At 61.4% G+C, this 21,091-nt stretch carries 20 protein-coding genes; 13 read left to right on the forward strand and 7 right to left on the reverse strand.

What is annotated here, in order from left to right; all coding sequences use genetic code 11:
* Positions 1 to 45: 45 nt before the first annotated feature.
* Together RHM69_RS08650 and preA are read left to right on the forward strand one after the other, a co-directional pair.
* Entirely contained in the window at positions 46 to 1,413 is a 1,368-nt protein-coding gene (locus RHM69_RS08650; protein ID WP_014718998.1) for an NAD(P)-dependent oxidoreductase, read from the forward strand.
* On the forward strand, positions 1,413 to 2,687 hold the full coding sequence (gene preA / locus RHM69_RS08655; RefSeq protein ID WP_200599279.1) for an NAD-dependent dihydropyrimidine dehydrogenase subunit PreA: 1,275 nt from the start codon (positions 1,413 to 1,415) through the stop codon (positions 2,685 to 2,687). Before RHM69_RS08650 ends, preA begins: the two co-directional genes overlap by 1 nt.
* Before the next feature lie 113 nt (positions 2,688 to 2,800).
* Here the strand turns inward: preA and RHM69_RS08660 are convergent, their stop codons facing one another.
* A complete protein-coding gene (locus RHM69_RS08660) occupies positions 2,801 to 3,421 on the reverse strand; it encodes a TetR/AcrR family transcriptional regulator (RefSeq protein ID WP_014719000.1) in 621 nt (206 codons plus the stop codon).
* Positions 3,422 to 3,537: 116 nt separating this feature from the next.
* On the opposite strand from RHM69_RS08660, the gene copC reads away from it, so the two are divergent.
* The 9 genes from copC (at position 3,538) to RHM69_RS08705 (ending at position 12,165) form a co-directional block, all read left to right on the forward strand.
* Complete coding sequence (gene copC / locus RHM69_RS08665) at positions 3,538 to 3,903, forward strand: copper homeostasis periplasmic binding protein CopC (RefSeq protein WP_200599281.1); 366 nt, start codon at positions 3,538 to 3,540, stop codon at positions 3,901 to 3,903.
* A gap of 3 nt (positions 3,904 to 3,906) precedes the next feature.
* Entirely contained in the window at positions 3,907 to 4,767 is an 861-nt protein-coding gene (gene copD / locus RHM69_RS08670) for a copper homeostasis membrane protein CopD (RefSeq protein ID WP_200599283.1), read from the forward strand.
* Between the two features lie 262 nt (positions 4,768 to 5,029).
* Complete coding sequence (locus RHM69_RS08675; protein ID WP_014719003.1) at positions 5,030 to 6,292, forward strand: OprD family porin; 1,263 nt, start codon at positions 5,030 to 5,032, stop codon at positions 6,290 to 6,292.
* A 230-nt stretch (positions 6,293 to 6,522) separates the two neighbouring features.
* On the forward strand, positions 6,523 to 7,341 hold the full coding sequence (locus RHM69_RS08680) for an NAD-dependent epimerase/dehydratase family protein (RefSeq protein WP_102667025.1): 819 nt from the start codon (positions 6,523 to 6,525) through the stop codon (positions 7,339 to 7,341).
* Between the two features lie 26 nt (positions 7,342 to 7,367).
* Positions 7,368 to 8,243: an SMP-30/gluconolactonase/LRE family protein gene (locus RHM69_RS08685; protein WP_102667024.1), complete on the forward strand. Its 876-nt coding sequence runs from the start codon at positions 7,368 to 7,370 to the stop codon at positions 8,241 to 8,243.
* Between the two features lie 45 nt (positions 8,244 to 8,288).
* Positions 8,289 to 9,251 carry a TRAP transporter substrate-binding protein gene (locus RHM69_RS08690; protein WP_003192291.1) on the forward strand — a complete coding sequence of 321 codons (963 nt, stop codon included), beginning with the start codon at positions 8,289 to 8,291 and terminating at the stop codon, positions 9,249 to 9,251.
* Positions 9,252 to 9,316: 65 nt separating this feature from the next.
* A complete protein-coding gene (locus tag RHM69_RS08695; protein ID WP_054898249.1) occupies positions 9,317 to 9,844 on the forward strand; it encodes a TRAP transporter small permease in 528 nt (175 codons plus the stop codon).
* Position 9,845: 1 nt separating this feature from the next.
* Positions 9,846 to 11,126 carry a TRAP transporter large permease gene (locus tag RHM69_RS08700; RefSeq protein ID WP_014719008.1) on the forward strand — a complete coding sequence of 427 codons (1,281 nt, stop codon included), beginning with the start codon at positions 9,846 to 9,848 and terminating at the stop codon, positions 11,124 to 11,126.
* 163 nt (positions 11,127 to 11,289) lie between these two features.
* Positions 11,290 to 12,165 (forward strand): aldose 1-epimerase, encoded by an 876-nt coding sequence (locus tag RHM69_RS08705; RefSeq protein ID WP_102667023.1) that lies wholly within the window; start codon positions 11,290 to 11,292, stop codon positions 12,163 to 12,165.
* Here RHM69_RS08705 and RHM69_RS08710 read toward each other — a convergent pair.
* The 5 genes from RHM69_RS08710 to RHM69_RS08730 all read right to left on the reverse strand — a co-directional run bounded on the left by RHM69_RS08710 (position 12,154) and on the right by RHM69_RS08730 (position 17,519).
* Positions 12,154 to 13,299, reverse strand: a complete 1,146-nt coding sequence (locus RHM69_RS08710) for an HlyD family secretion protein (protein ID WP_014719010.1) — start codon at positions 13,297 to 13,299, stop codon at positions 12,154 to 12,156. The two genes, RHM69_RS08705 and RHM69_RS08710, sit on opposite strands and share 12 nt — an antisense overlap.
* A complete protein-coding gene (locus RHM69_RS08715; RefSeq protein WP_014719011.1) occupies positions 13,296 to 14,939 on the reverse strand; it encodes an MFS transporter in 1,644 nt (547 codons plus the stop codon). Before RHM69_RS08715 ends, RHM69_RS08710 begins: the two co-directional genes overlap by 4 nt.
* A 141-nt stretch (positions 14,940 to 15,080) precedes the next feature.
* Positions 15,081 to 15,887 (reverse strand): sulfite exporter TauE/SafE family protein, encoded by an 807-nt coding sequence (locus RHM69_RS08720; RefSeq protein WP_102667022.1) that lies wholly within the window; start codon positions 15,885 to 15,887, stop codon positions 15,081 to 15,083.
* Complete coding sequence (locus tag RHM69_RS08725; protein WP_019818087.1) at positions 15,888 to 17,132, reverse strand: NAD(P)/FAD-dependent oxidoreductase; 1,245 nt, start codon at positions 17,130 to 17,132, stop codon at positions 15,888 to 15,890.
* A 51-nt stretch (positions 17,133 to 17,183) separates the two neighbouring features.
* Positions 17,184 to 17,519, reverse strand: a complete 336-nt coding sequence (locus tag RHM69_RS08730; protein WP_003174875.1) for an ArsR/SmtB family transcription factor — start codon at positions 17,517 to 17,519, stop codon at positions 17,184 to 17,186.
* A 94-nt stretch (positions 17,520 to 17,613) separates the two neighbouring features.
* Here RHM69_RS08730 and RHM69_RS08735 point away from each other — a divergent pair, with 94 nt between their 5' ends.
* Positions 17,614 to 18,477, forward strand: a complete 864-nt coding sequence (locus RHM69_RS08735; protein ID WP_014719014.1) for an MBL fold metallo-hydrolase — start codon at positions 17,614 to 17,616, stop codon at positions 18,475 to 18,477.
* Positions 18,478 to 19,171: 694 nt separating this feature from the next.
* Here the strand turns inward: RHM69_RS08735 and bkdR are convergent.
* Entirely contained in the window at positions 19,172 to 19,660 is a 489-nt protein-coding gene (gene bkdR, locus RHM69_RS08740; protein ID WP_003174877.1) for a Bkd operon transcriptional regulator BkdR, read from the reverse strand.
* A gap of 195 nt (positions 19,661 to 19,855) precedes the next feature.
* Here bkdR and RHM69_RS08745 point away from each other — a divergent pair, with 195 nt between their 5' ends.
* The gene (locus RHM69_RS08745; protein WP_014719015.1) at positions 19,856 to 21,091 is read left to right on the forward strand and encodes a 3-methyl-2-oxobutanoate dehydrogenase (2-methylpropanoyl-transferring) subunit alpha; all 1,236 of its coding nucleotides are present in this window, start codon (positions 19,856 to 19,858) and stop codon (positions 21,089 to 21,091) included.

The raw sequence follows: 21,091 nt of genomic DNA on the forward strand, positions 1-21,091 counted from the left end.
ATCGCCCATCAGAGGCAGCACCTCAATAACCGTGAGGCCAACACCGTGATCCAGACCCTGACCCACCTCCCCCACCCCCGCGAAGACGGGGCCACCCTCGCCAGCCACTTCACCGACCTGGCACCGCCCCTCAACGCACGCCAGGCCCAACTGGAAGCCTCGCGCTGCCTGTACTGCTACGACGCGCCTTGTGTGAATGCGTGCCCCAGCGAGATCGATATCCCCTCGTTCATCCGCAATATCCACACCGAAAACGTGCAGGGGGCCGCGCAAAAAATCCTCTCGGCCAACATCCTCGGTGGTAGTTGCGCACGGGTGTGCCCGACGGAAATCCTTTGCCAGCAAGCCTGCGTACGCAATAACGCCGAAGAATGCGCCCCCGTGCTGATCGGCCTGCTGCAACGCTACGCCATCGACAACGCGCACTTCAGCGAACACCCGTTCCAACGCGCCGCGTCCACCGGCAAGCGTATCGCCGTGGTCGGCGCCGGGCCTGCCGGTTTGGCCTGCGCTCACCGCGCCGCCTTGCACGGTCATGACGTGGTGATATTCGAGGCGCGGGAAAAAGCCGGCGGCCTGAATGAATACGGAATCGCCAAATACAAACTGGTGGACGACTTCGCCCAGAAGGAACTGGATTTCCTCCTGCAGATTGGCGGCATCGAGGTTCGCCACGGCCAGCGCCTGGGTGACAACCTGACCTTGAGCGAACTGCACCAGCAGTTCGATTCGGTGTTCCTCGGCCTGGGGCTCGCTGCCAGCAAACAGCTGGGCCTGCCCTTTGAGGACGCCCCCGGCCTGCTCGCCGCCACCGACTATATCCGCGAACTGCGCCAGGCCGACGACCTCACCCAACTGCCCCTGGCCGACCGCTGCATCGTGCTCGGCGCCGGCAACACCGCCATCGACATGGCCGTGCAGATGGCCCGCCTCGGTGCCCGCGATGTCAACCTGGTGTACCGCCGTGGCCTGGCCGACATGGGCGCAACCCACCACGAACAGGACATCGCCAAGGCCAATCAAGTCCGGCTGTTGACCTGGGCCCAACCCGACGAGGTGTTACTCGACGACCAAGGCCGCGTACGCGGCATGCGCTTTGCCCGCACCCGCCTGGAAAACGGTCGCCTGCTGCCTACCGGGGAAACCTTCGAACTGGCCGCCGATGCGATCTTCAAGGCGATCGGGCAAGGCTTCGACAACGACGCCCTGCACGATCCGCTGGCCCAGCAACTGCATCGCGTCGGCGAGCGCATCTTCGTCGATGAGCAACTGCGCACCAGCATCCCAGGGGTGTATGCCGGCGGCGACTGCGTCAGCCTCGGCCAGGACCTAACCGTTCAGGCGGTACAACATGGCAAGCGGGCCGCCGAAGCCATGCATGCCCAACTCATGCTGACTGTGGAGGCTGCGTAATGGCCGATCTCTCGATTGTATTCGCCGGTATCAAAGCGCCCAATCCGTTCTGGCTGGCCTCCGCGCCGCCCACCGACAAAGCCTACAACGTGGTGCGCGCCTTCGAGGCCGGCTGGGGTGGCGTCGTGTGGAAAACCCTGGGGGAAGATCCGGCGGCGGTGAACGTGTCGTCGCGTTACTCCGCGCACTATGGCGCCAACCGCGAAGTGCTGGGCATCAACAATATCGAACTGATCACCGACCGTTCCCTGGAGATCAACCTGCGGGAAATCACCCAGGTGAAAAAGGACTGGCCGGACCGCGCACTGATCGTCTCGCTGATGGTGCCTTGTGTCGAAGCGTCCTGGAAAAACATCCTGCCCTTGGTAGAGGCGACCGGCTGCGACGGCATCGAGCTGAACTTCGGCTGCCCTCACGGCATGCCCGAACGGGGCATGGGCGCCGCCGTCGGCCAGGTGCCGGAGTACGTGGAGCAAGTGACGCGCTGGTGCAAGACCTATTGCTCGCTGCCGGTGATCGTCAAACTCACGCCGAACATCACCGACATCCGCGTGGCGGCGCGAGCGGCCTATCGCGGTGGCGCCGATGCGGTGTCGCTGATCAACACCATCAACTCCATCACCAGCGTGGACCTGGAACGCATGGTCGCGCTGCCGGTGGTCGGCACCCAGAGTACCCATGGCGGTTACTGCGGCTCGGCGGTGAAGCCGATTGCATTGAACATGGTCGCCGAAATCGCCCGGGACCCACAGACCAACGGCCTGCCGATCTGCGGCATCGGCGGCATCGGTACCTGGCGCGACGCCGCGGAATTCGTCGCCCTGGGCTGCGGCGCGGTGCAGGTGTGCACGGCGGCGATGCTGCATGGGTTTCGCATCGTTGAAGAGATGAAGGACGGCTTGTCGCGCTGGATGGACAGCCAGGGCCATGCCAACCTGCAGGCGTTTTCCGGGCGGGCGGTGGGCAATACCACAGACTGGAAGTACCTGGACATCAACTACCAGGTCATCGCCAAGATTGATCAAGCGGCGTGCATTGGCTGTGGGCGTTGCCATATTGCCTGCGAGGACACCTCGCACCAGGCCATTGCCAGCTTGAAGCAGGCTGATGGCACGCATCTGTATGAGGTGATCGACGATGAGTGCGTGGGCTGCAACCTGTGCCAGGTCACCTGCCCGGTGGCCGGCTGCATCGAGATGGTGCCGATCGATAACGGCAAGCCGTTTTTGAACTGGACGCAGGACCCGCGCAATCCTTACCGCGAAGCGGTGTAACCCTTGCCCCTCGTTCCCACGCTCCACGTGGGAACGCATCCTGTGACACTCCGCGTCACCCTGGCAAGAGCGTCCAGGGCTGCATTCCCACGCGGAGCGTGGGAACGATCAGCTCAGGGTTCCAAGCCAATCCCGCGCAAAATCACACCGGTCACCGTCTGTATCGCCTTCTCGAACTGCCTGTCCGACAACGGCTGGTGATCATTCAAAATCTTCACTTGGTGGTCGAAGTCGGCATAGTGCTGGGTCGAGGCCCAGATCATGTACAGCAGGCTCGAGGGCTCCACCGGCAGGATGCGTTTGTCTTGCACCCATTGGCGAATCTTCGCTTCCTTCATCTTGGCCCAGTCGTACAGGCTTTCATCCAGGGCCTCGCCGAGTGTGGGCGCGCCGTGGATGATTTCATTGGCCCAGACCTTGGAACCATACGGACGCGTGCGCGAGCGCTGCATCTTGGCGCGGATGTAGCTGCTGAGCACCACACGGGGGTCATCAAAGGTTTCAAAGCTCAGGGCGTCCTGCTTCCACAATTCCAGCAGGTCGAACAGCACCGCGCTGTACAGCTCGCTCTTGGTGGTGAAGTAGTAATGCAGGTTGGAGCGCGGCAGTTGCGCTTCTTCGGCGATGTCGGCCATGGCGGTGCTGCCATAGCCTTTGTTGGCGAAGACCTTCTCCGCCGCCAGCAGGATTTTCTCGACGTTGACCCGACGAATTCCGATCTTGTGATTGCCCATAAGGGCTCCCTGACAACAACACGGCCTAAAGACTACCACCGGCTCTAGATCGGGGCGACAGGCCAAGCCGAAACTTCGTACACTGCCGGCTCCTATCCTCTGATCGGTGTTGAACAATGTTGCTCAAGAAGTCCCTGACCGCTGCTGTCCTGTTCACTGCCCTGCTGGGCGCTTCTTCCGCGTTTGCCCACGCCCACCTCAAGAGCGCGCAGCCTGCGGCTGACAGCCGCGTCGCCGCCCCCACAGACCTGCGCCTGACCTTCAGCGAAGGCGTCGAAGCCACCTTTACCAAGGTCTCCCTGAGCAAGGACGGCACCGAAATTGCCATCAAGGGCCTGGAAACCCCGGACGCCGACAAGAAAACCCTGGTGGTCACGCCTGCCGCTCCGCTGGCAAGCGGCACGTATAAGGTCGAATGGCATGCGGTGTCCGTCGACACTCACAAAAGCGAAGGCACTTACAGCTTCAAGGTCGGCCAATAACCCATGGCAACCCTGCTGGTGCTGTGCCGCTTCCTGCACTTTTGCGTCGTGTTGCTGATGTTCGGGGCCTGGGTGTTCAGGCCCTGGCTGCTCGGCGCTCACGTCGTGCAGCCGACACTGGACCGGCAATTGCTGCGCATCACCCGTGGCCTGGCCGGCTTGGGGCTGTTCACCGGGGTTGCGTGGCTGCTGTTGATCACCGCCAGCATGGCTGGCAGTTGGGACTCGGCGCTGCAACCGGCCACGGTGCAGTTGGTGCTGGGCAAAACCTTTTTTGGCCAGGTATGGACCTGGCATCTGCTGTTTAACCTGCTGCTGGTGATCGTGCTGATCAAGCCCTGGCCGGCCTTGCGCTTGCCGCTGCTCGCCCTGCTGCTGGCGACCCTGGCCCCCGTAGGCCACGGCGCCATGCTCGACGGGCTGAGTGGGCGGTTGCTGATCCTTAACCAGGTGGTGCACCTGCTGTGCGTGGGGGCCTGGCTCGGGGGGTTGCTGGTGTTGGTGCTGATCCTCAGGCAGGCGCATGACCAGCGCTTGGAACCGATTCTGCATCGCTTCAGTGGTGTGGGCTATGGCCTGGTCGCCGGCCTGTTGGTGACTGGCTTGATCAACGTGCGGGTGCTCACTGGGCAACTGTGGCCCACGCCGCTGTTCCAAGGGTTTGCCTTGATTTTGCTGATCAAGGTGGGGCTGGTGCTGGGCATGCTCGGGTTGGCGCTGTTGAATCGGTTGCGTATCAAACGCTGCGAGCAACGCCTGGGCAGTTTGAAAGCCAGCGTGATGATGGAGTGGCTGTTGGGCATTGCAGCGGTGGCTGCGGTTTCCCTGCTTGGCACCCTGCCGCCGATGGTCATGGCTGGCTGAAAAGTCTTGTGCAATGCAATCAACGTGGGAGCTGGCTTGCCTGCGATGGCGGTGGATCAGTGACTGCATACTGTCTGATTCGCCGCCATCGCAGGCAAGCCAGCTCCCACACTGACCGTGCCCCCATCAGTTGAATCGTTTCACCCAGGTCATCGTATAACTTCTGCTTGACACGCCCTCAAAACCTCGCAAATATCGCGCTCAATGTTGTACGACAACGTATAACAAATAATAAAAACAACAAAACAAAGGGAGCCTCACTGTGAGTCAATCCGCCCGTCATTCTTGCACGCGCCTGGGCCTTCTCGGTCTCGGCAGCCTGGCCGTCACCCTGCCGCTGGGCGTCAACGCCGAAGGTTTTATCGACGACGCCAAGGCCACGCTCAACCTGCGTAATGCCTACTTCAATCGCAACTTCACCAACCCGACCAACCCCCAGGGCAAGGCCGAAGAGTGGACGCAGAATTTTATCCTTGATGCCAAGTCCGGCTTTACCCAGGGCACGGTCGGTTTCGGGATTGACGTGCTGGGCCTGTATTCGCAAAAGCTTGATGGCGGCAAAGGCACCGCCGGCACCCAACTGTTGCCGGTGCATGACGATGGCCGCCCCGCCGACAATTTCGGGCGTCTGGGTGTCGCGCTGAAAACCAGGCTGTCGAAGACCGAGTTGAAGGTTGGCGAATGGATGCCGGTGCTGCCGATCCTGCGTTCCGATGATGGCCGCTCCCTGCCCCAGACCTTTCGTGGCGGCCAGGTCACCTCCAATGAAATCGCCGGCCTGACGCTCTACGGTGGCCAGTTTCGCGGCAACAGCCCACGCAACGACGCGAGCATGGAAGACATGTTCATGAACGGCAAAGCCGCGTTCACTTCGGACCGTTTCAACTTCGGCGGCGGCGAATACACCTTCAACGACAAACGTACCCAGGTCGGCCTGTGGTACGCCGAACTGACTGATATCTACCAACAGCAGTACCTCAACCTCACCCACAGCCAGCCGCTGGGCGACTGGACTCTGGGCGCCAACCTCGGGTTCTTCAACGGCAAGGAAGACGGCAGCGCCCTGGCCGGCGACCTCGATAACAAGACCCTGTTCGCTCTGCTCTCGGCCAAATACAACGGCCACACCTTCTACGTTGGCCTGCAAAAACTCAGCGGCGACAGCGCCTGGATGCGCATCAACGGCACCAGTGGCGGCACCCTGGCCAACGACAGCTACAACGCCAGCTACGACAACGCCAAGGAAAAGTCCTGGCAGGTGCGCCACGACTTCAACTTTGTGGTGCTCGGCGTTCCAGGGCTCACCCTGATGAACCGCTATATCAGCGGCAGCAATGTACACACCGGAGCGATCACCGACGGCAAGGAGTGGGGACGTGAGTCGGAGTTGGCCTACACGGTGCAGAGCGGTGCGCTGAAGAACCTCAATGTGAAGTGGCGCAACTCGACCATGCGCCGGGATTTCAGCAATAACGAGTTCGACGAGAACCGGATTTTTATCAGCTATCCGATTTCGTTGTTGTAGCTCCAAAGGCAAATCCGATCTCTAAGGTGCGACATATCCATGTGGGAGCTGGCTTGCCTGCGATAGCGGTGGGTCAGTTACCACATCCTTTTCAGACTCACCGCTATCGCAGGCAAGCCAGCTCCCACCTTTGATCTCATGTGCCTGGAAGGACGTTGACAACACCAGGAATCCCTAACACTATTTCCCCATAGTCATACGACAACCTACAACAAAAATCTGGAAGACCCATGACCACCACCACCCCCGCTCCCTTCAATCGTCTGTTGCTCACTGGTGCCGCCGGCGGCCTGGGCAAAGTCCTGCGTGAACGCATGCGTCCTTATGCCCAGGTGCTGCGCCTTTCGGATATCGCTGAAATGGCCCCCGCCACCGATGCTCGCGAAGAGGTACACACCTGCGACCTGGCCGACAAACACGCCGTGCATCAGTTGGTAGAGGGCGTCGACGGCATCCTGCACTTTGGCGGCGTTTCGGTGGAGCGCTCGTTCGAAGAAGTACTGGGCGCGAATATCAGTGGCGTGTTCCATATCTACGAAGCCGCCCGCCGCCACGGGGTCAAGCGGGTGATCTTCGCCAGTTCCAATCACGTGATCGGTTTCTACAAACAGGGCGAGCAACTTGACGCCCACTCCCCGCGCCGCCCGGACAGTTACTACGGCCTGTCCAAGTCCTACGGCGAAGACATGGCCAGTTTCTACTTCGACCGGTACGGAATCGAGACCGTGAGCATCCGTATCGGCTCCTCGTTCCCGCAACCGCAGAACCGCCGGATGATGCACACCTGGCTGAGTTTCGACGACCTGACCCAACTGCTCGAACGCGCGCTGTACACGCCCAACGTCGGCCATACCGTGGTGTACGGCATGTCGGCCAACCTCGATACCTGGTGGGACAACCGCTACGCCGCGCATCTGGGCTTTGCCCCCAAGGACAGCTCCGAGGTGTTCCGCGCCCAGGTCGAAGCCCAGCCGCCCGTGGCCGCCGATGACCCGGCCAAGGTCTATCAGGGTGGTGCGTTCTGCGCGGCGGGGCCGTTCGGTGACTGAGTGCCCAGCAACCCAAGGGAATGACCATGACTGCTGAATTGATTGTCGATGCCCGCAATGCCGTGGGCGAATGCCCGGTGTGGGTGCCTGAAGAAAACGCGCTGTATTGGGTGGATATCCCCAACGGTGGCTTGCAACGCTGGAACGCCGCTACCGGCCATCTGGCAGCGTGGAAAGCCCCAGAGATGCTCGCCTGTATTGCGCGCACTCAAGCAGGCAATTGGGTCGCCGGCATGCAAACCGGCTTCTTCCAACTCACGCCCCACAACGACGGCAGCCTCGACACCGTGCCGCTGGCCAGCCTCGAGCATTCGCGCAAGGACATGCGTTTGAACGATGGCCGCTGCGATCGCCAGGGCCGTTTCTGGGCCGGCAGCATGGTGCTGGACATGGGCTTGAACGCCGCCGATGGTGTCCTTTATCGCTATGGGTCCGGGGCTGCGCCCCACGCGCTACTGGAGGGGTTCATCACCCTCAACGGCCTGGCCTTCAGCCCCGATGGTCGCACGATGTACGCTTCCGATTCGCACCCGAAGGTGCAAAAGGTCTGGGCGTTCGACTACGACATCGAGACCGGCACACCGTCCAATCGCCGCCTGTTCGTTGATATGAACGACTTCCCCGGGCGGCCCGACGGTGCAGCCGTGGACGCCGAGGGCGGCTACTGGATCTGCGCCAACGACGCCGGACTGATTCACCGTTTCAGCCCCGACGGCCGCCTGGACCGCTCCCTGAGCGTGCCCGTGAAAAAACCCACCATGTGCGCCTTCGGTGGCAGCCGCCTGGACACCTTGTACGTCACTTCCATCCGTGACGACCCGAGTGAGCAGTCGCTGTCTGGTGGCGTGTTCGCCCTCAACCCCGGCGTCCAAGGGCTGCCCGAACCCCGCTTCATCGTTTAATCGCTGTGCCTTGAATACAACAATAACAAGACAGGAGTGACTTCCATGGACTTCAAACGCACCTTGCTCGCCGCTGCAATCTTCACCCTCAGCAGCGCCGCCCACGCGCTGGAAATCAAGTTCGCCGACATCCACCCCGCTGGCTACCCCACCGTGGTCGCCGAAGAGAACATGGGCAAGGCCCTGACCAAGGCGAGCAACGGCGAGCTGACCTTCAAGTACTTCCCCGGCGGTGTGCTGGGCTCCGAGAAGGAAGTGGTCGAACAGGCCCAGGTCGGCGCCGTGCAAATGACCCGCGTCAGCCTCGGCATCGTCGGCCCGGTGGTGCCGGACGTGAACGTGTTCAACCTGCCGTTCGTGTTCCGCGACCAGGCGCATATGCGCAAGGTCATCGATGGCGAGATTGGCGACGAGATCCTCGCCAAGATCACCAACTCCGAGTTCGGCCTGGTGGCCCTGGCCTGGATGGATGGCGGCACGCGCAACCTCTATACCAAGAAACCGGTGCGCAAGATCGAAGACCTCAAGGGCATGAAGATCCGCGTGCAAGGCAACCCGATTTTCATCGAAGCCTTCAACGCCATGGGCGCCAACGGCATTGCCATGGACACCGGCGAGATCTTCAGCGCCCTGCAGACCGGGGTCATCGACGGCGCGGAAAACAATCCGCCGACCTTGCTGGAACACAACCACTTTCAGAACGCCAAGTACTACACCCTCACCGAACACCTGATCCTGCCTGAACCCATCGTGATGTCGAAAATCACCTGGAACAAGCTCGACCCCGCCCAGCAGGACATGGTCAAGGCCGCCGCCAAGGCCGCCCAGGCTGATGAGCGCGTGCTCTGGGACGCCAAGTCCGCCAGCAGTGAAGAGAAACTCAAGAAGGCCGGCGTGGAGTTCATCACTGTCGACAAAAAGCCCTTCTATGAGGCCACTGCGGCGGTGCGTGCCAAATACGGTGCGCCGTATGCGGACATGATCAAGCGCATCGACGCGGTTCAATAACCTCCCCTGCCCCTGCATAAGGCCCGGCGCGGTCGGCATCGACGCGCCCGGTCACGGTGAACGCCATGAAGACTTTACTGCTGCGCTTCAATGACCGCCTTTACATGACCTGTATCTGGGTCGCCGGCCTTTCGGTCCTGGGGGTGGCCTTGATCATTCCCTGGGGTATCTTCACCCGCTACGCCCTCGGTACCGGTTCCAGCTGGCCGGAGCCCACCGCCATCCTGCTGATGCTGGTGTTCACCTTTATCGGCGCCGCTGCCAGTTACCGTGCCGGCGCGCACATGTCGGTGGCGATGATCACTGACCGCTTGCCGCCCGTCCAACGCCGCCTCGTCGGCATCCTCTCGCAACTGCTGATGGGCACCATCTGCGTGTTCATGACGATTTGGGGCACCAAGCTGTGCCTGTCCACCTGGAACCAATTCATGAGCGCCATCCCCACCCTGCGCGTAGGCATCACCTACATGCCGATCCCGATTGGCGGCGTGCTGACCCTGGTGTTCGTGGTCGAAAAGCTGCTGCTCGGTGACCAGAGCAACCGCAAGGTGGTGCGCTTCGACTTGGTTGAAGAAAACGAAGGGGCCGCCTGATATGGACGCATTGATTCTGTTGGGCAGCTTTGTTGTATTGATTCTGATCGGCATGCCGGTGGCCTACGCGTTGGGGCTGTCGGCGCTGATTGGCGCGTGGTGGATCGACATCCCGTTCCAGGCCCTGATGATTCAGATTGCCGGTGGGGTGAACAAGTTTTCGCTGATGGCGATTCCGTTCTTCGTGCTGGCCGGGGCGATCATGGCCGAGGGCGGCATGTCGCGGCGCCTGGTGGCCTTTGCCGGGGTGCTGGTGGGCTTTGTGCGTGGCGGGTTGTCCCTGGTCAACATCATGGCTTCGACGTTTTTTGGCGCGATTTCCGGCTCATCCGTGGCCGATACCGCCTCGGTCGGCTCGGTGCTGATTCCGGAAATGGAACGGCGGGGTTATCCGCGCGAATTCGCCACCGCCGTGACCGTCAGCGGTTCGGTGCAGGCGCTGCTGACGCCGCCCAGCCATAACTCGGTGTTGTACTCACTGGCGGCGGGCGGCACGGTCTCCATCGCCTCGCTGTTCATGGCCGGAGTGGTGCCGGGCTTGTTGATGAGCGCGTGCCTGATGGTGCTCTGCCTGATCTTCGCGAAAAAGCGCGACTACCCCAAAGGCGAAGTCATCCCCTTGAAGCAGGCGCTGAAGATCGCCGCCGATGCGCTCTGGGGCCTGATGGCCATGGTGATCATCCTCGGCGGCATCCTCTCGGGCATCTTCACCGCCACCGAGTCGGCTGCGATTGCGGTGTTGTGGGCATTCTTCGTGACCATGTTCATCTACCGCGACTACAAATGGCGCGAGCTGCCCAAGCTGATGCACCGCACGGTGCGCACCATTTCCATCGTGATGATCCTGATCGCCTTCGCCGCCAGCTTCGGCTACATCATGACCCTGATGCAGATCCCGGCGAAGATCACCACGCTGTTCCTGACCCTGTCAGACAACCGCTACGTGATCCTGATGTGCATCAACGTCATGCTGTTGTTGCTGGGCACGGTGATGGACATGGCGCCGCTGATTCTGATCCTCACGCCGATCCTGATGCCGGTGATCCTGGGCATCGGCGTCGACCCGGTGCACTTTGGCATGATCATGCTGGTGAACCTGGGCATCGGCCTGATTACCCCGCCGGTGGGCGCGGTGCTGTTCGTTGGTGCGGCGGTGGGCAAGACCAGTATCGAGAAAACCGTGAAGGCACTGCTGCCGTTTTATGCGGTGTTGTTCTTGGTGCTGATTGCGGTGACCTACATCCCGGCGTTGTCGCTGTGGTTGCCCCATTTGGTGCTGTAAACCTTCTTTCAGAAACAAAAGTGAGCAACTGTGGGAGCTGGCTTGCCTGCGATAGCGACCTATCAGTCATGAATGCATTGACTGACAGGTCGCTATCGCAGGCAAGCCAGCTCCCACACTTGCATCCTCAGTGTTTGTTTTGACTTCATCAGGCAGGTCAATCGTGATTGAGCTTTCGGATCAATTCACCCATCTGGTGCTCGCCCCCGCCATCGGCGGCAGCCTCGTCAACTGGACGGTGCGCGCCACCGGGCAGCCGCTGTTACGGCACAGCGATGCACAGGCGATCAATACCGTGCTGCCGGGCAAGCTGGGTTGCTATCCCTTGGCACCCTGGTCCAACCGAATCGCCCAAGGCGGGTTCGACAACCCCGGTGGTTGGCTGGCACTGGCAGCTAATAGCCTCACTGATCCTTTACCGATTCACGGCTCGGCCTGGCAGCAGGCATGGCAGGTGGTGAGCCATACCACGCATGAAGTGGTGCTGGAATTGGAATGCGCCACACCCTTCGCCTATCACGCCCGCCAGCGGTTGCGCTTGAACAACGGTGAGTTGAATATCCAATTGTGTGTAACTCACTTGGCCGAGCAACCCGCGTGGCATGGGCTGGGCTTGCATCCGTACTTACCGCGCCGGCCGGGTACGCGGCTACAGGCCAGGGCTGGGCACGTGTGGATGAGTGATGCAGCCAAGCTGCCCACCGAGTTGGCACCGGTTCCCGAGGCCTGGGATTTCCGGCAACTCAAAGGTTTGCCAGAGGGGCTGGTGGACAACGGCTTTTGCGGCTGGGATGGGCACTGCCTGATCGAACAACCGGAGCTTGGCTACCGTCTCGAATGCCAGGCCAGCGGCGCCGATTATTTCCTGTTGTACTGCCCGCCGGGGTTGGAGTTTTTCTGCATCGAGCCGGTGAGCCATCCAGTGAATGCCCATCACCTGGCGGGCAAGCCTGGCCTGAAACTGTTGGAGCAAGGCCAGTCAACCCACCTCAATTTCAACCTGAAATACACGCCAAGCGTGCCAGTGTCAGGGCGGTGAATTTTTGAGACGCCCTGCCGTGTCGATACTCACCACCACCGACAACCCCGGCCGCAAGCGCTCACTCTCGGCTTGATCCGGATCCACGGTGATGCGCACGGGCACCCGCTGGGCGATCTTGACGAAGTTGCCGGTGGCGTTGTCCGCCTGCAACAGGCTGAACTCGGAACCGGTGGCCGGGGAAATATGCTGCACCGTGCCATGGAATTTGCGGTGGTTCAGCGCATCCACGGTGAACGTCACCGGCTGGCCGACCTGCACATTGTCCATCTGGGTTTCTTTCATATTGGCAATCACCCACAACTGCTTGGGCACCAGCGCCATCAGTTGCGCGCCGGAATTGACATAAGCGCCCAGGCGCACGCCAATCTGCCCCAGCTGACCATCCCGTGGCGCCGTGATGCGGGTATTGGACAGGTCGATGCGCGCCAGTTCCACCGCCGCCTCGGCGCTCGCGACAGCTGCCTCCAGGGAGCCGCGGTTGACGATCACCGTCTGCAAATCCTGGCGCGCAATTTCCAGGCTGGCCTGGGCCTGGGCCACGGCAGCGATGGTCTGCGCGTTGGCGGCACGGGTCACGTCCAGTTCGCGTTTGGACACCGAACCATCGCTGATCAGTTCTTCATTGCGGCGCAAATCCGCAGTGCTCTTGCGTGCCTGAGCCTGACTGTCGACCAACGCGGCCTGGCGCAGCTTGATGGTCGCTTCGGCGCTGTTGCGTTGCTGTACCACGTTGGCCAACGAGGCCTTCTGCACCGCCAGTTGTGCCAGGGCCTGGTCGAGGCGTTGCTTGTAGATACGGTCATCCAGGCGCACCAGCAGGTCGCCGGTCTTGACGTACTGGAAGTCCTGCACCGGCACTTCGAACACATAGCCACTGAGTTGCGGGCCGATAATCGTCACCTGCCCACGCACCAGGGCGTTTTCCGTGGTTTCCACCGCGCTGCTGAACGGCGGCAGTTGCCAGGCGTACAACACGATCAGCACACCGATGATGGCGATGGCGGCAAAGCCCAGGGACGAGATGATCCGCACGCGCAAGGACCGCAGTTGGGTGGGCACCGCGCCCGGTGGCGTGCTGCCTTCCGGCGTGGCGGCAATGGCAGTCGTGGTGGTGGTTGAAGGTTCAGTCATGAAGTCGCGCCGCTGGGTTGAACAGGAGGAGTTGCCTTGGTAGTGCTCATCAGCCACAGGCTGCGGGTGAAGATCCACAGCATGGTCAGGATCGCGATAATCGCGATCAGCATGAAGACATCGTTGTAAGCCATGACGTTCGCCTCACGGGTGGCCGCCGTGGCCAGGCTGCGGATGCCCATGAGGTTGCGCAGTTCCGGGTCAGCGACGATCTTGCCATAGGCCGCCCCACCACTCTGCACCCGCGCCGCCACAAGCGGATCGATCAGGGTCAGGTGCTCGACGATCATGCTCGAATGGTACTTCTCGCGCACAATCTGGAAGGTGCCCAGCAACGCCGCGCCGATCAGGCCGCCAAGGTTCTGGCAGATCCCGAACATCACCGAGAAGCTCACCAGGTTGCGCGGGTTGGTCAGTACGTTTTTGGTGCCCAGCACCATGGTCGGCCCCAGGAAGAATGTACCGCCGAAGCCTAGCAGGAACTGGCTGATATAGAGGTTCTGCGGACGGGTCAGGTTGCTGGAAAAACTGTCCATCACCGAACCGGTAGCCATCAGCGCCAGGGAGATGATCAGCGGCATCAGCAAATGCGCCGGGTTGATCGTCAACGCGCTGACCACCAGCCCGGCAATCGCCCCGGCCAGCATCACCACGTACAGGGTGTGCATCTGCTGGTAGCTCATGTTCAACATCTGCATGAACCCCACCGCACCGGTGGATTGCTCGGACAGCACCATGCGAATCAGCACCACCGCCAACGCCAGGCGGATCATCACGCCGCTGCCCAGCCAGCGCGTCATCAGCATCGGGTTGCTGCGGTTATGCTCGATAGCGAGCCCCGCCATGATCAGCACCAGGGAACAGGCGGAGGCCACGCCGATCCACGGCGCTTCCAGCCACCAGTCAATACGCCCCAGGGACAGCACAGCGCAGAGCAAGGCTACGCCGCTGGCGAGGATGGCAAAGGTTAGAAAATCGAGTTTTTCAAAGGTCTTGAAGCGATCACCCGGCGGCAGCTTGAGCAGGAACACGCAGCCCAGGCAGATCAGCGCCAGGCCTAGTTCGAACAAATACAGCCCGCGCCATTCAGCGATTTGCAGCAAGTCTTCGGAAAACAGCCGCGCCAGCGGTAACGCCAACTGCGCGGTGCCCAGCCCCAGTACCAGCGCTTTCAGCCGCCACTTGGCCGGGAATGCCTGGATCATGTAGTACAAGCCCAACGAACTGAGCGCCGCACCCACCATGCCATGGGCGGCCCGTACCGCAATTGCCGAACTGAGGTCATTGACGAACAAGTGGCCGAAGGTCACCAGCGCGTAGAGCACCAGGAACACCTCGGTAAACGCACGCAGGCCGAACTGCTGGCGAAACTTCACCAGCAGTAGGTTCATGCACACGTTGGTCATCACATAGGCGGCGGGCAGCCAGGCCATTTCCGCGGTGGTCGCGCCCAGGGCGCCTTGCAGGTATTGCAGGTTGGCGATGACCAGGGCGTTACCCAAGCCGCCGGTGATTGCCACCAGCACGCCGACCAGCGCGAAGAGCCAGCGCTTATGCGTAGGGTGCAGCGGCGTCGACGGCGAGCCAGGCAGGCTCGGCCGCTCGTGGGGTTGCCAGGTGTGGGGGGTGTATTTATCCATTCGGTGACCTTGGTAAGCCGGGGTGCAAGGCCGGTGAATCCGTTACACAGAGGAACAGTAACCTGAGAGGCGTTCATGTTGCCATCTCGTGGACGCATTTGATCCTCAGGTGGACACAGTCACAAGTAGAAGCTTTTAACCTTATAGGACGGCCTTGAGTAACATGCCAACAGCCACTACGACGCACAAACTGGCAAACCCCACTTGCAAGGCCCGTGCGGGAATCACCGAACACAACCGCCTTCCCGCCAACATGCCGACGACGCTCGCACCAATAAACACCCAGCCCACCGGCTCGATGCTCACGCCCGCATGAAACGCACCGGCCACGCCGATCAGCGACAGCAGGCTGACCACCATCAACGACGTGGCGACGATGCCACGCATCTGCACATCGGTGAGCTGCTTGAACGCCGGCACGATCAGGAAGCCGCCACCCACGCCCAGCAAACCCGACACGGCGCCGGTCACCGCCCCCAACGCTGCCAAAGTGGCGCTGCACTTGGCGGTCCAGGCCAGGCGCCCGGTCTCCTGGTTGAGCATGCAGTTCTTCTGGCCCCACGACGCCGAGCCATGGTCACTCGGCCCGGCCTCGCGCTTTTCCCGTTGCAGCATGCGCCAGGCCACCAGCACCATCAGCGCGCTGAACAGTCCCATCAGCACCGGCTCCGACAGTTGATGGGCGACGAACACACCCAACGGCGAAAACAACGCGCCAAGCAAGGCGATCAGCAACGCCGCGCGGTAACGTACCAGGCCATGACGCAAGCCATCAATGGCCCCCACCGCTGCCGCCGCACCCACCGCCAGCAACGACACGGGCGCGGCCTGGGTCATGGTCAAGCCCAGCCCCAGCACCAGCGCCGGCACCCCGAGGATGCCGCCGCCCGCGCCGGTCAGGCCCATGACCAGGCCCATCAATACACCCAACACACTGGCCAGCAGCATTCAGTCCACCTTGCTCAGGCGGGTCAGCCACTCACGGCCCTTGAGCATGCCGTTCCAGTAGAACCACGGCAGCAGCGTGGCCTTGAGGAACCACATCGAACGGCGTGCCTGCGTGGGATCGAGGGGAAAGGTCGGCAGCAACTTGCCGCCGTAGCCAAACTCGGCCAGCACCACCTTGCCCTTTTCCACCGTCAGTGGGCAGGAACCGTAGCCGTCGTATTTGAGCGGCAATGGCGCCTGTTTGCGCAGGGCCAGCAGGTTTTCCGCCACCACCACGATTTGCTTGCGCACCGCCGCAGCAGTCTTGGCGTTGGTGGTGCCGCACACATCGCCAAGGCCGAAGATATGTGGGTAGCGCAGGTGTTGCAGGCTGTGGGGGTTCACTTCGCACCAGCCGGCGGCATCGGCCAGCGGGCTCTGGCGGATAAAGTCCGGGGACAACTGCGGCGGTACGACGTGGAGCATGTCGAAGGTTTTCTCTTCGACCGTCGCGTTGCCTTCGGCGTCTTTGACTTCAAACCAGGCTTTGCGCGCCGGGCCGTCGACTTTCACCAGGTTGGAATTGAACGCCAGGCGCGCGTTGTATTTCTCCACGTACTTCATCAATGGCGGCACAAAGGTTGGCACACCGAACAACGCGGCACCGGCTAGGTTGAATTCGACGTCGATGTGTTTGAGGTCGCCCTGCTTGAGCCAGTGGTCGCAGGACAGGTACAGGGCTTTTTGCGGCGCGCCGGCACATTTGATCGGCATCGCCGGCTGGGTGAACAACGCCTTGCCGCCCTTGAGCTGCTGCACCAGCTGCCAGGTGTACGCGGCGTGCTCGTAGCTGTAGTTGGAGGTGACGCCGTGCTGGCCGAGGGTGTCTTGCAGGCCTTCGATTTTTTCCCAGGCCAGGCGCAGGCCGGGGCAGACGATGAGGTTCTTCCAGGTGACGCGCTGGCCGCTGTCGAGCACCAGGGTGTTTTCATCGGGCAGCACTTCGCTGACGGCGGCCTGCACCCAGCTGACGCCATTGGGTAGCACATCGGCCAGGGGCCGGCGGGTCTTTTGCAGGTCGTAGGCGCCGCCGCCGACCAGGGTCCAGGCGGGCTGGTAGCAGTGGTAGTCGTTAGGTTCGATGAGGGTGATGTTCAGCTGCGGGTCGCGCTTGAGCAGGCTGGCCAGCAGGCCGATGCCTGCCGAGCCGCCGCCGATGACTACGATATCGCCACTGATGGTGGGTCCCCAGTGTTGTTCGGTCATTGTCTACTGCCTTTTTGAGTCAATGCACACAAGGGTCGCTGCCGGATGGCGTCACGCCCAGCTTTTTATGACCGCGCCGCAATACAGTCCGGACAGGGTCTTCATCACTTGAATCACTTCATGGCTGGCCAGCCCGTAGAAAATGTATTTGCCTTCCCGACGGGTGGCGACCAACCCTTCATCGCGCAAGATGCCCAACTGTTGTGACAGGGTGGGCTGGCGTACCCCGGTCAGGGCTTCCAGCTCGCCGACGTTGCGCTCGCCCTGGGTCAACTGGCACAGGATCAACAAGCGGTCTTCATTGGCCAGGGCCTTGAGCAAGGCACAGGCCTTGGACGCCGATGCACGCAGCTGGGCGACCTCGCCCTCACTCAACGTAGATTCCATTTGCCTCGGGTCCTTTAAGTCACTTAAGCTCAAAACATTATGTGTAAACGTAAACTGATTGTAACCACTTTTTTCTTCAGCAGAGACAGCCGCCATGCCAGCGTTGATTCAAGCCTTTCTGGATGACGCATCGTCGACCTACACCTATATCGTCTATGAAGCCGATGGCGGCCCTTGCGCCATCGTCGACTCGGTGCTCAATTACGACCCGGCGTCCGGGCGCACCGACACGACGCAAGCCGACAAGGTGATTGCCTTTGTGCGCGAGCATGGCCTGCACGTGCAATGGCTGCTGGAAACCCACGCCCACGCTGACCACCTGTCCGCCGCGCCCTACCTGCGTCGCACCTTGGGCGGCAAGATCGCGATAGGCGAGTCGATCAGCAAGGTGCAGGGCGTGTTCAAAAACCTGTTCAACCTCGAGCCGGAATTTCGCGTGGACGGCTCGCAGTTCGATCACCTGTTTGCGCCGGATGACATCTTTCATATCGGCAACTTGAAGGCCCAGGCGTTGCATGTGCCCGGACACACCCCCGCCGACATGGCCTATTTGATCGATGGCCGCTTGATCCTGGTGGGCGACACCCTTTTCATGCCCGACGTCGGCACCGCCCGTTGCGACTTCCCCGGCGGCGATGCGCGGCAGTTGTACGCATCGATGCGCAAGCTGTTGGCGTTCCCTTCGGACACCAAGTTGTACGTGTGTCATGACTACCCGCCCGAGGGTCGAGAAGCCAAATGCCAGACCACCGTGGCGGAACAGCGGGCGGGCAATATCCATGTGCATGACGGCGTGGATGAAGCGGCGTTTGTAGAGATGCGCACCCAGCGTGATGCCGGGTTGGGAATGCCGACCTTGTTGCTGCCGGCGATCCAGGTGAATGTGCGAGCGGGGAATATGCCGCCGGCGGAAGAGAACGGCGTGACGTACCTGAAAATCCCCCTCAACCAACTCTAGAAACACCGATCCCCTGTGGGAGCTGGCTTGAACTGCGATAGCCATAGGTATCTACACAACTTTTTAGGCTGTCGCAGCAAACGGTAACCACGATGCGAAGCGAGCCGCTCTTGATCTTGATCTTGATCTGCTGTTGATCTTAGGCGCCCCGTTAAACCACGATGGCCGGAATTCGACAGGGATTTGGGGGGTAAACCGGCAGGGATGCCGGTTTAGCCGCCCCGCGCCATGGATGGCGCGTGGCGGCGGCCCCCCAAATCACTGGCGGATTACGGGCACACCGAGCCTGGGCGAGGTGCCGAGTGGTGGGGCAAGAGCCCTTTTGGTTACTTTTGGGGCTCTTTTCCAAAAGTGACCCGCTGTAAAAGCGGAACCCTAGGTGGCCGTTACCGCAGGAATGGATATGTACACAATCCAACTGTGTCGCCTGCCAGGCCGCCTTCGCGAGCAAGCCCGCTCCCACAGTTGGATTGCGGGGGTGTCAGGTAGATATGTGTCGCCTGGGAGGCCGTCATCGCAGGCAAGCCAGCTCCCACATTTGGACTGCGGGGGTGTCAGGTAGATTGGCGTCGGCTGTCAGGCCGCCATCACAGGCAAGCCAGCTCCCACAGTTGGATCGTTGGGTGTCAGGTAGATTGGCGTCGGCTGGCAGGCCGTCATCCCAGGCAAGCCCCACATTTTGTCCCGTGTTGAATCAGGAACCGAGGCTGATGCCGTTGGCCGGCAATGGCAATGCGGTTTTGTAGCGCACTTGCTTCAAGGCAAAGCTGGAGCGAATGTTCGCCACCCCCGGCACCTTGGTCAAAAAGTCCATCATAAAGCGCTCCAGGGACTGGATCGTGGGCACCAACACCCGGATCAAATAGTCCGGGTCGCCGGCCATCAGGTAGCACTCCATCACCTCAGGCCGATCCGAGATCGCCCCTTCGAATTGCTGCAGCGCCAGCTCGTTCTGTTTTTCCAGGCTCACATGGATGAACACATTGACGTGCAGCCCCAGCAAATCAGCATCCAGCAGCGTGACCTGCTCACGAATCAGCCCCAGTTCTTCCATCGCCTTGACCCGGTTGAAACACGGCGTGGGCGACAGGTTGACCGAGCGGGCCAGGTCGGCATTGGTGATCCGGGCATTCTCCTGCAGGGCGTTGAGAATGCCGATATCGGTACGGTCCAGTTTGCGCATGAGACAAAATCACCTGTTTATTATGTTTATGCAGTTTTTTTATCCGCAAATGACCGTGAGCGCAATGAAACACAGATAAATATTCTTCTACGCCACGCCTATGATTGTTGTAGGACAAGATTTCTTCTACCCGAAGACTGACTGTCAGCTAGCGCGCCCACTACAAGAAATTCACAAGATAGAGCGTAGAAAGCCATGACCCAGCCGTATGCACCGCTGCGCCTGCATGTTCCCGAACCCTCGGGCCGCCCAGGCTGCAAGACCGACTTTACCTACCTGCGTTTGACCGACGCCGGCCTGGTACGCAAACCCGCCATCGACGTAGAACCGGCCGACACCGCCGACCTGGCCAAGGGCCTGATCCGCGTGCTCGACGATCAGGGCCAGGCCCTTGGCCCGTGGGCCGAGGGTGTCTCCACCGAGATCATGCGCCGCGGCATGCGCGCCATGCTCAAGACGCGCATTTTCGACAACCGCATGGTGGTCGCCCAGCGTCAGAAAAAAATGTCGTTCTACATGCAAAGCCTTGGCGAAGAAGCCATCGGCAGCGCCCAGGCCCTGGCCTTGAATATCGACGACATGTGCTTCCCCACCTATCGCCAGCAAAGCATCCTGATGGCCCGCGAGGTGCCGCTGGTGGACCTGATCTGCCAACTGCTGTCCAACGAGCGCGACCCGCTCAAGGGCCGCCAGTTACCGATCATGTATTCGGTCAAGGAGGCGGGCTTCTTCACTATTTCCGGCAACCTTGCCACCCAATTCGTGCAGGGCGTGGGCTGGGGCATGGCCTCAGCGATCAAGGGCGATACCAAGATCGCCTCGGCCTGGATCGGCGACGGCGCCACTGCTGAATCGGACTTCCACACCGCCCTCACCTTCGCCCACGTGTACCGCGCGCCAGTGATTCTCAACGTGGTCAACAACCAGTGGGCGATTTCCACCTTCCAGGCCATCGCCGGCGGTGAAGCCACCACCTTCGCCGGACGCGGCGTCGGTTGCGGCATCGCTTCCCTGCGCGTGGACGGCAACGACTTTATCGCCGTGTACGCCGCCTCGGCCTGGGCTGCCGAGCGTGCGCGCCGCAACCTGGGGCCCACCCTGATCGAGTGGGTCACCTACCGCGCCGGCCCACACTCCACCTCCGATGACCCATCCAAGTACCGTCCCGCCGACGACTGGAGCCACTTCCCGCTGGGCGATCCGATTGCCCGCCTCAAGCAGCACCTGATCAAAATTGGCCAGTGGTCCGAAGAGGAACACGCGGCGGTCAGTGCCGAACTTGAAGCCGAAGTGGTCAAGGCGCAGAAGGAAGCCGAACAGTACGGCACCCTCGCCGGTGGCCAGATTCCAAGCGCCGCGACCATGTTCGAGGACGTCTATAAAGAGATGCCGGAGCACCTGAAGCGCCAGCGTCAAGAGTTGGGGGTGTGA

Origin of the sequence: Pseudomonas sp. CCI1.1 (assembly GCF_034348165.1) — a bacterium.
Taxonomy (GTDB): Bacteria; Pseudomonadota; Gammaproteobacteria; order Pseudomonadales; family Pseudomonadaceae; genus Aquipseudomonas; species Aquipseudomonas paracarnis.

Coding starts and splice junctions, on each gene's coding strand:
- preA (WP_200599279.1), top strand. CDS start 1,413: ATGGCCGATCTCTCGATTGTATTCGCCGGTATCAAAGCGCCCAATCCG.
- RHM69_RS08660 (WP_014719000.1), bottom strand. CDS start 3,421: ATGGGCAATCACAAGATCGGAATTCGTCGGGTCAACGTCGAGAAAATC.
- copC (WP_200599281.1), top strand. CDS start 3,538: ATGTTGCTCAAGAAGTCCCTGACCGCTGCTGTCCTGTTCACTGCCCTG.
- copD (WP_200599283.1), top strand. CDS start 3,907: ATGGCAACCCTGCTGGTGCTGTGCCGCTTCCTGCACTTTTGCGTCGTG.
- RHM69_RS08680 (WP_102667025.1), top strand. CDS start 6,523: ATGACCACCACCACCCCCGCTCCCTTCAATCGTCTGTTGCTCACTGGT.
- RHM69_RS08685 (WP_102667024.1), top strand. CDS start 7,368: ATGACTGCTGAATTGATTGTCGATGCCCGCAATGCCGTGGGCGAATGC.
- RHM69_RS08690 (WP_003192291.1), top strand. CDS start 8,289: ATGGACTTCAAACGCACCTTGCTCGCCGCTGCAATCTTCACCCTCAGC.
- RHM69_RS08695 (WP_054898249.1), top strand. CDS start 9,317: ATGAAGACTTTACTGCTGCGCTTCAATGACCGCCTTTACATGACCTGT.
- RHM69_RS08700 (WP_014719008.1), top strand. CDS start 9,846: ATGGACGCATTGATTCTGTTGGGCAGCTTTGTTGTATTGATTCTGATC.
- RHM69_RS08710 (WP_014719010.1), bottom strand. CDS start 13,299: ATGACTGAACCTTCAACCACCACCACGACTGCCATTGCCGCCACGCCG.
- RHM69_RS08715 (WP_014719011.1), bottom strand. CDS start 14,939: ATGGATAAATACACCCCCCACACCTGGCAACCCCACGAGCGGCCGAGC.
- RHM69_RS08720 (WP_102667022.1), bottom strand. CDS start 15,887: ATGCTGCTGGCCAGTGTGTTGGGTGTATTGATGGGCCTGGTCATGGGC.
- RHM69_RS08725 (WP_019818087.1), bottom strand. CDS start 17,132: ATGACCGAACAACACTGGGGACCCACCATCAGTGGCGATATCGTAGTC.
- RHM69_RS08730 (WP_003174875.1), bottom strand. CDS start 17,519: ATGGAATCTACGTTGAGTGAGGGCGAGGTCGCCCAGCTGCGTGCATCG.
- RHM69_RS08735 (WP_014719014.1), top strand. CDS start 17,614: ATGCCAGCGTTGATTCAAGCCTTTCTGGATGACGCATCGTCGACCTAC.
- bkdR (WP_003174877.1), bottom strand. CDS start 19,660: ATGCGCAAACTGGACCGTACCGATATCGGCATTCTCAACGCCCTGCAG.
- RHM69_RS08745 (WP_014719015.1), top strand. CDS start 19,856: ATGACCCAGCCGTATGCACCGCTGCGCCTGCATGTTCCCGAACCCTCG.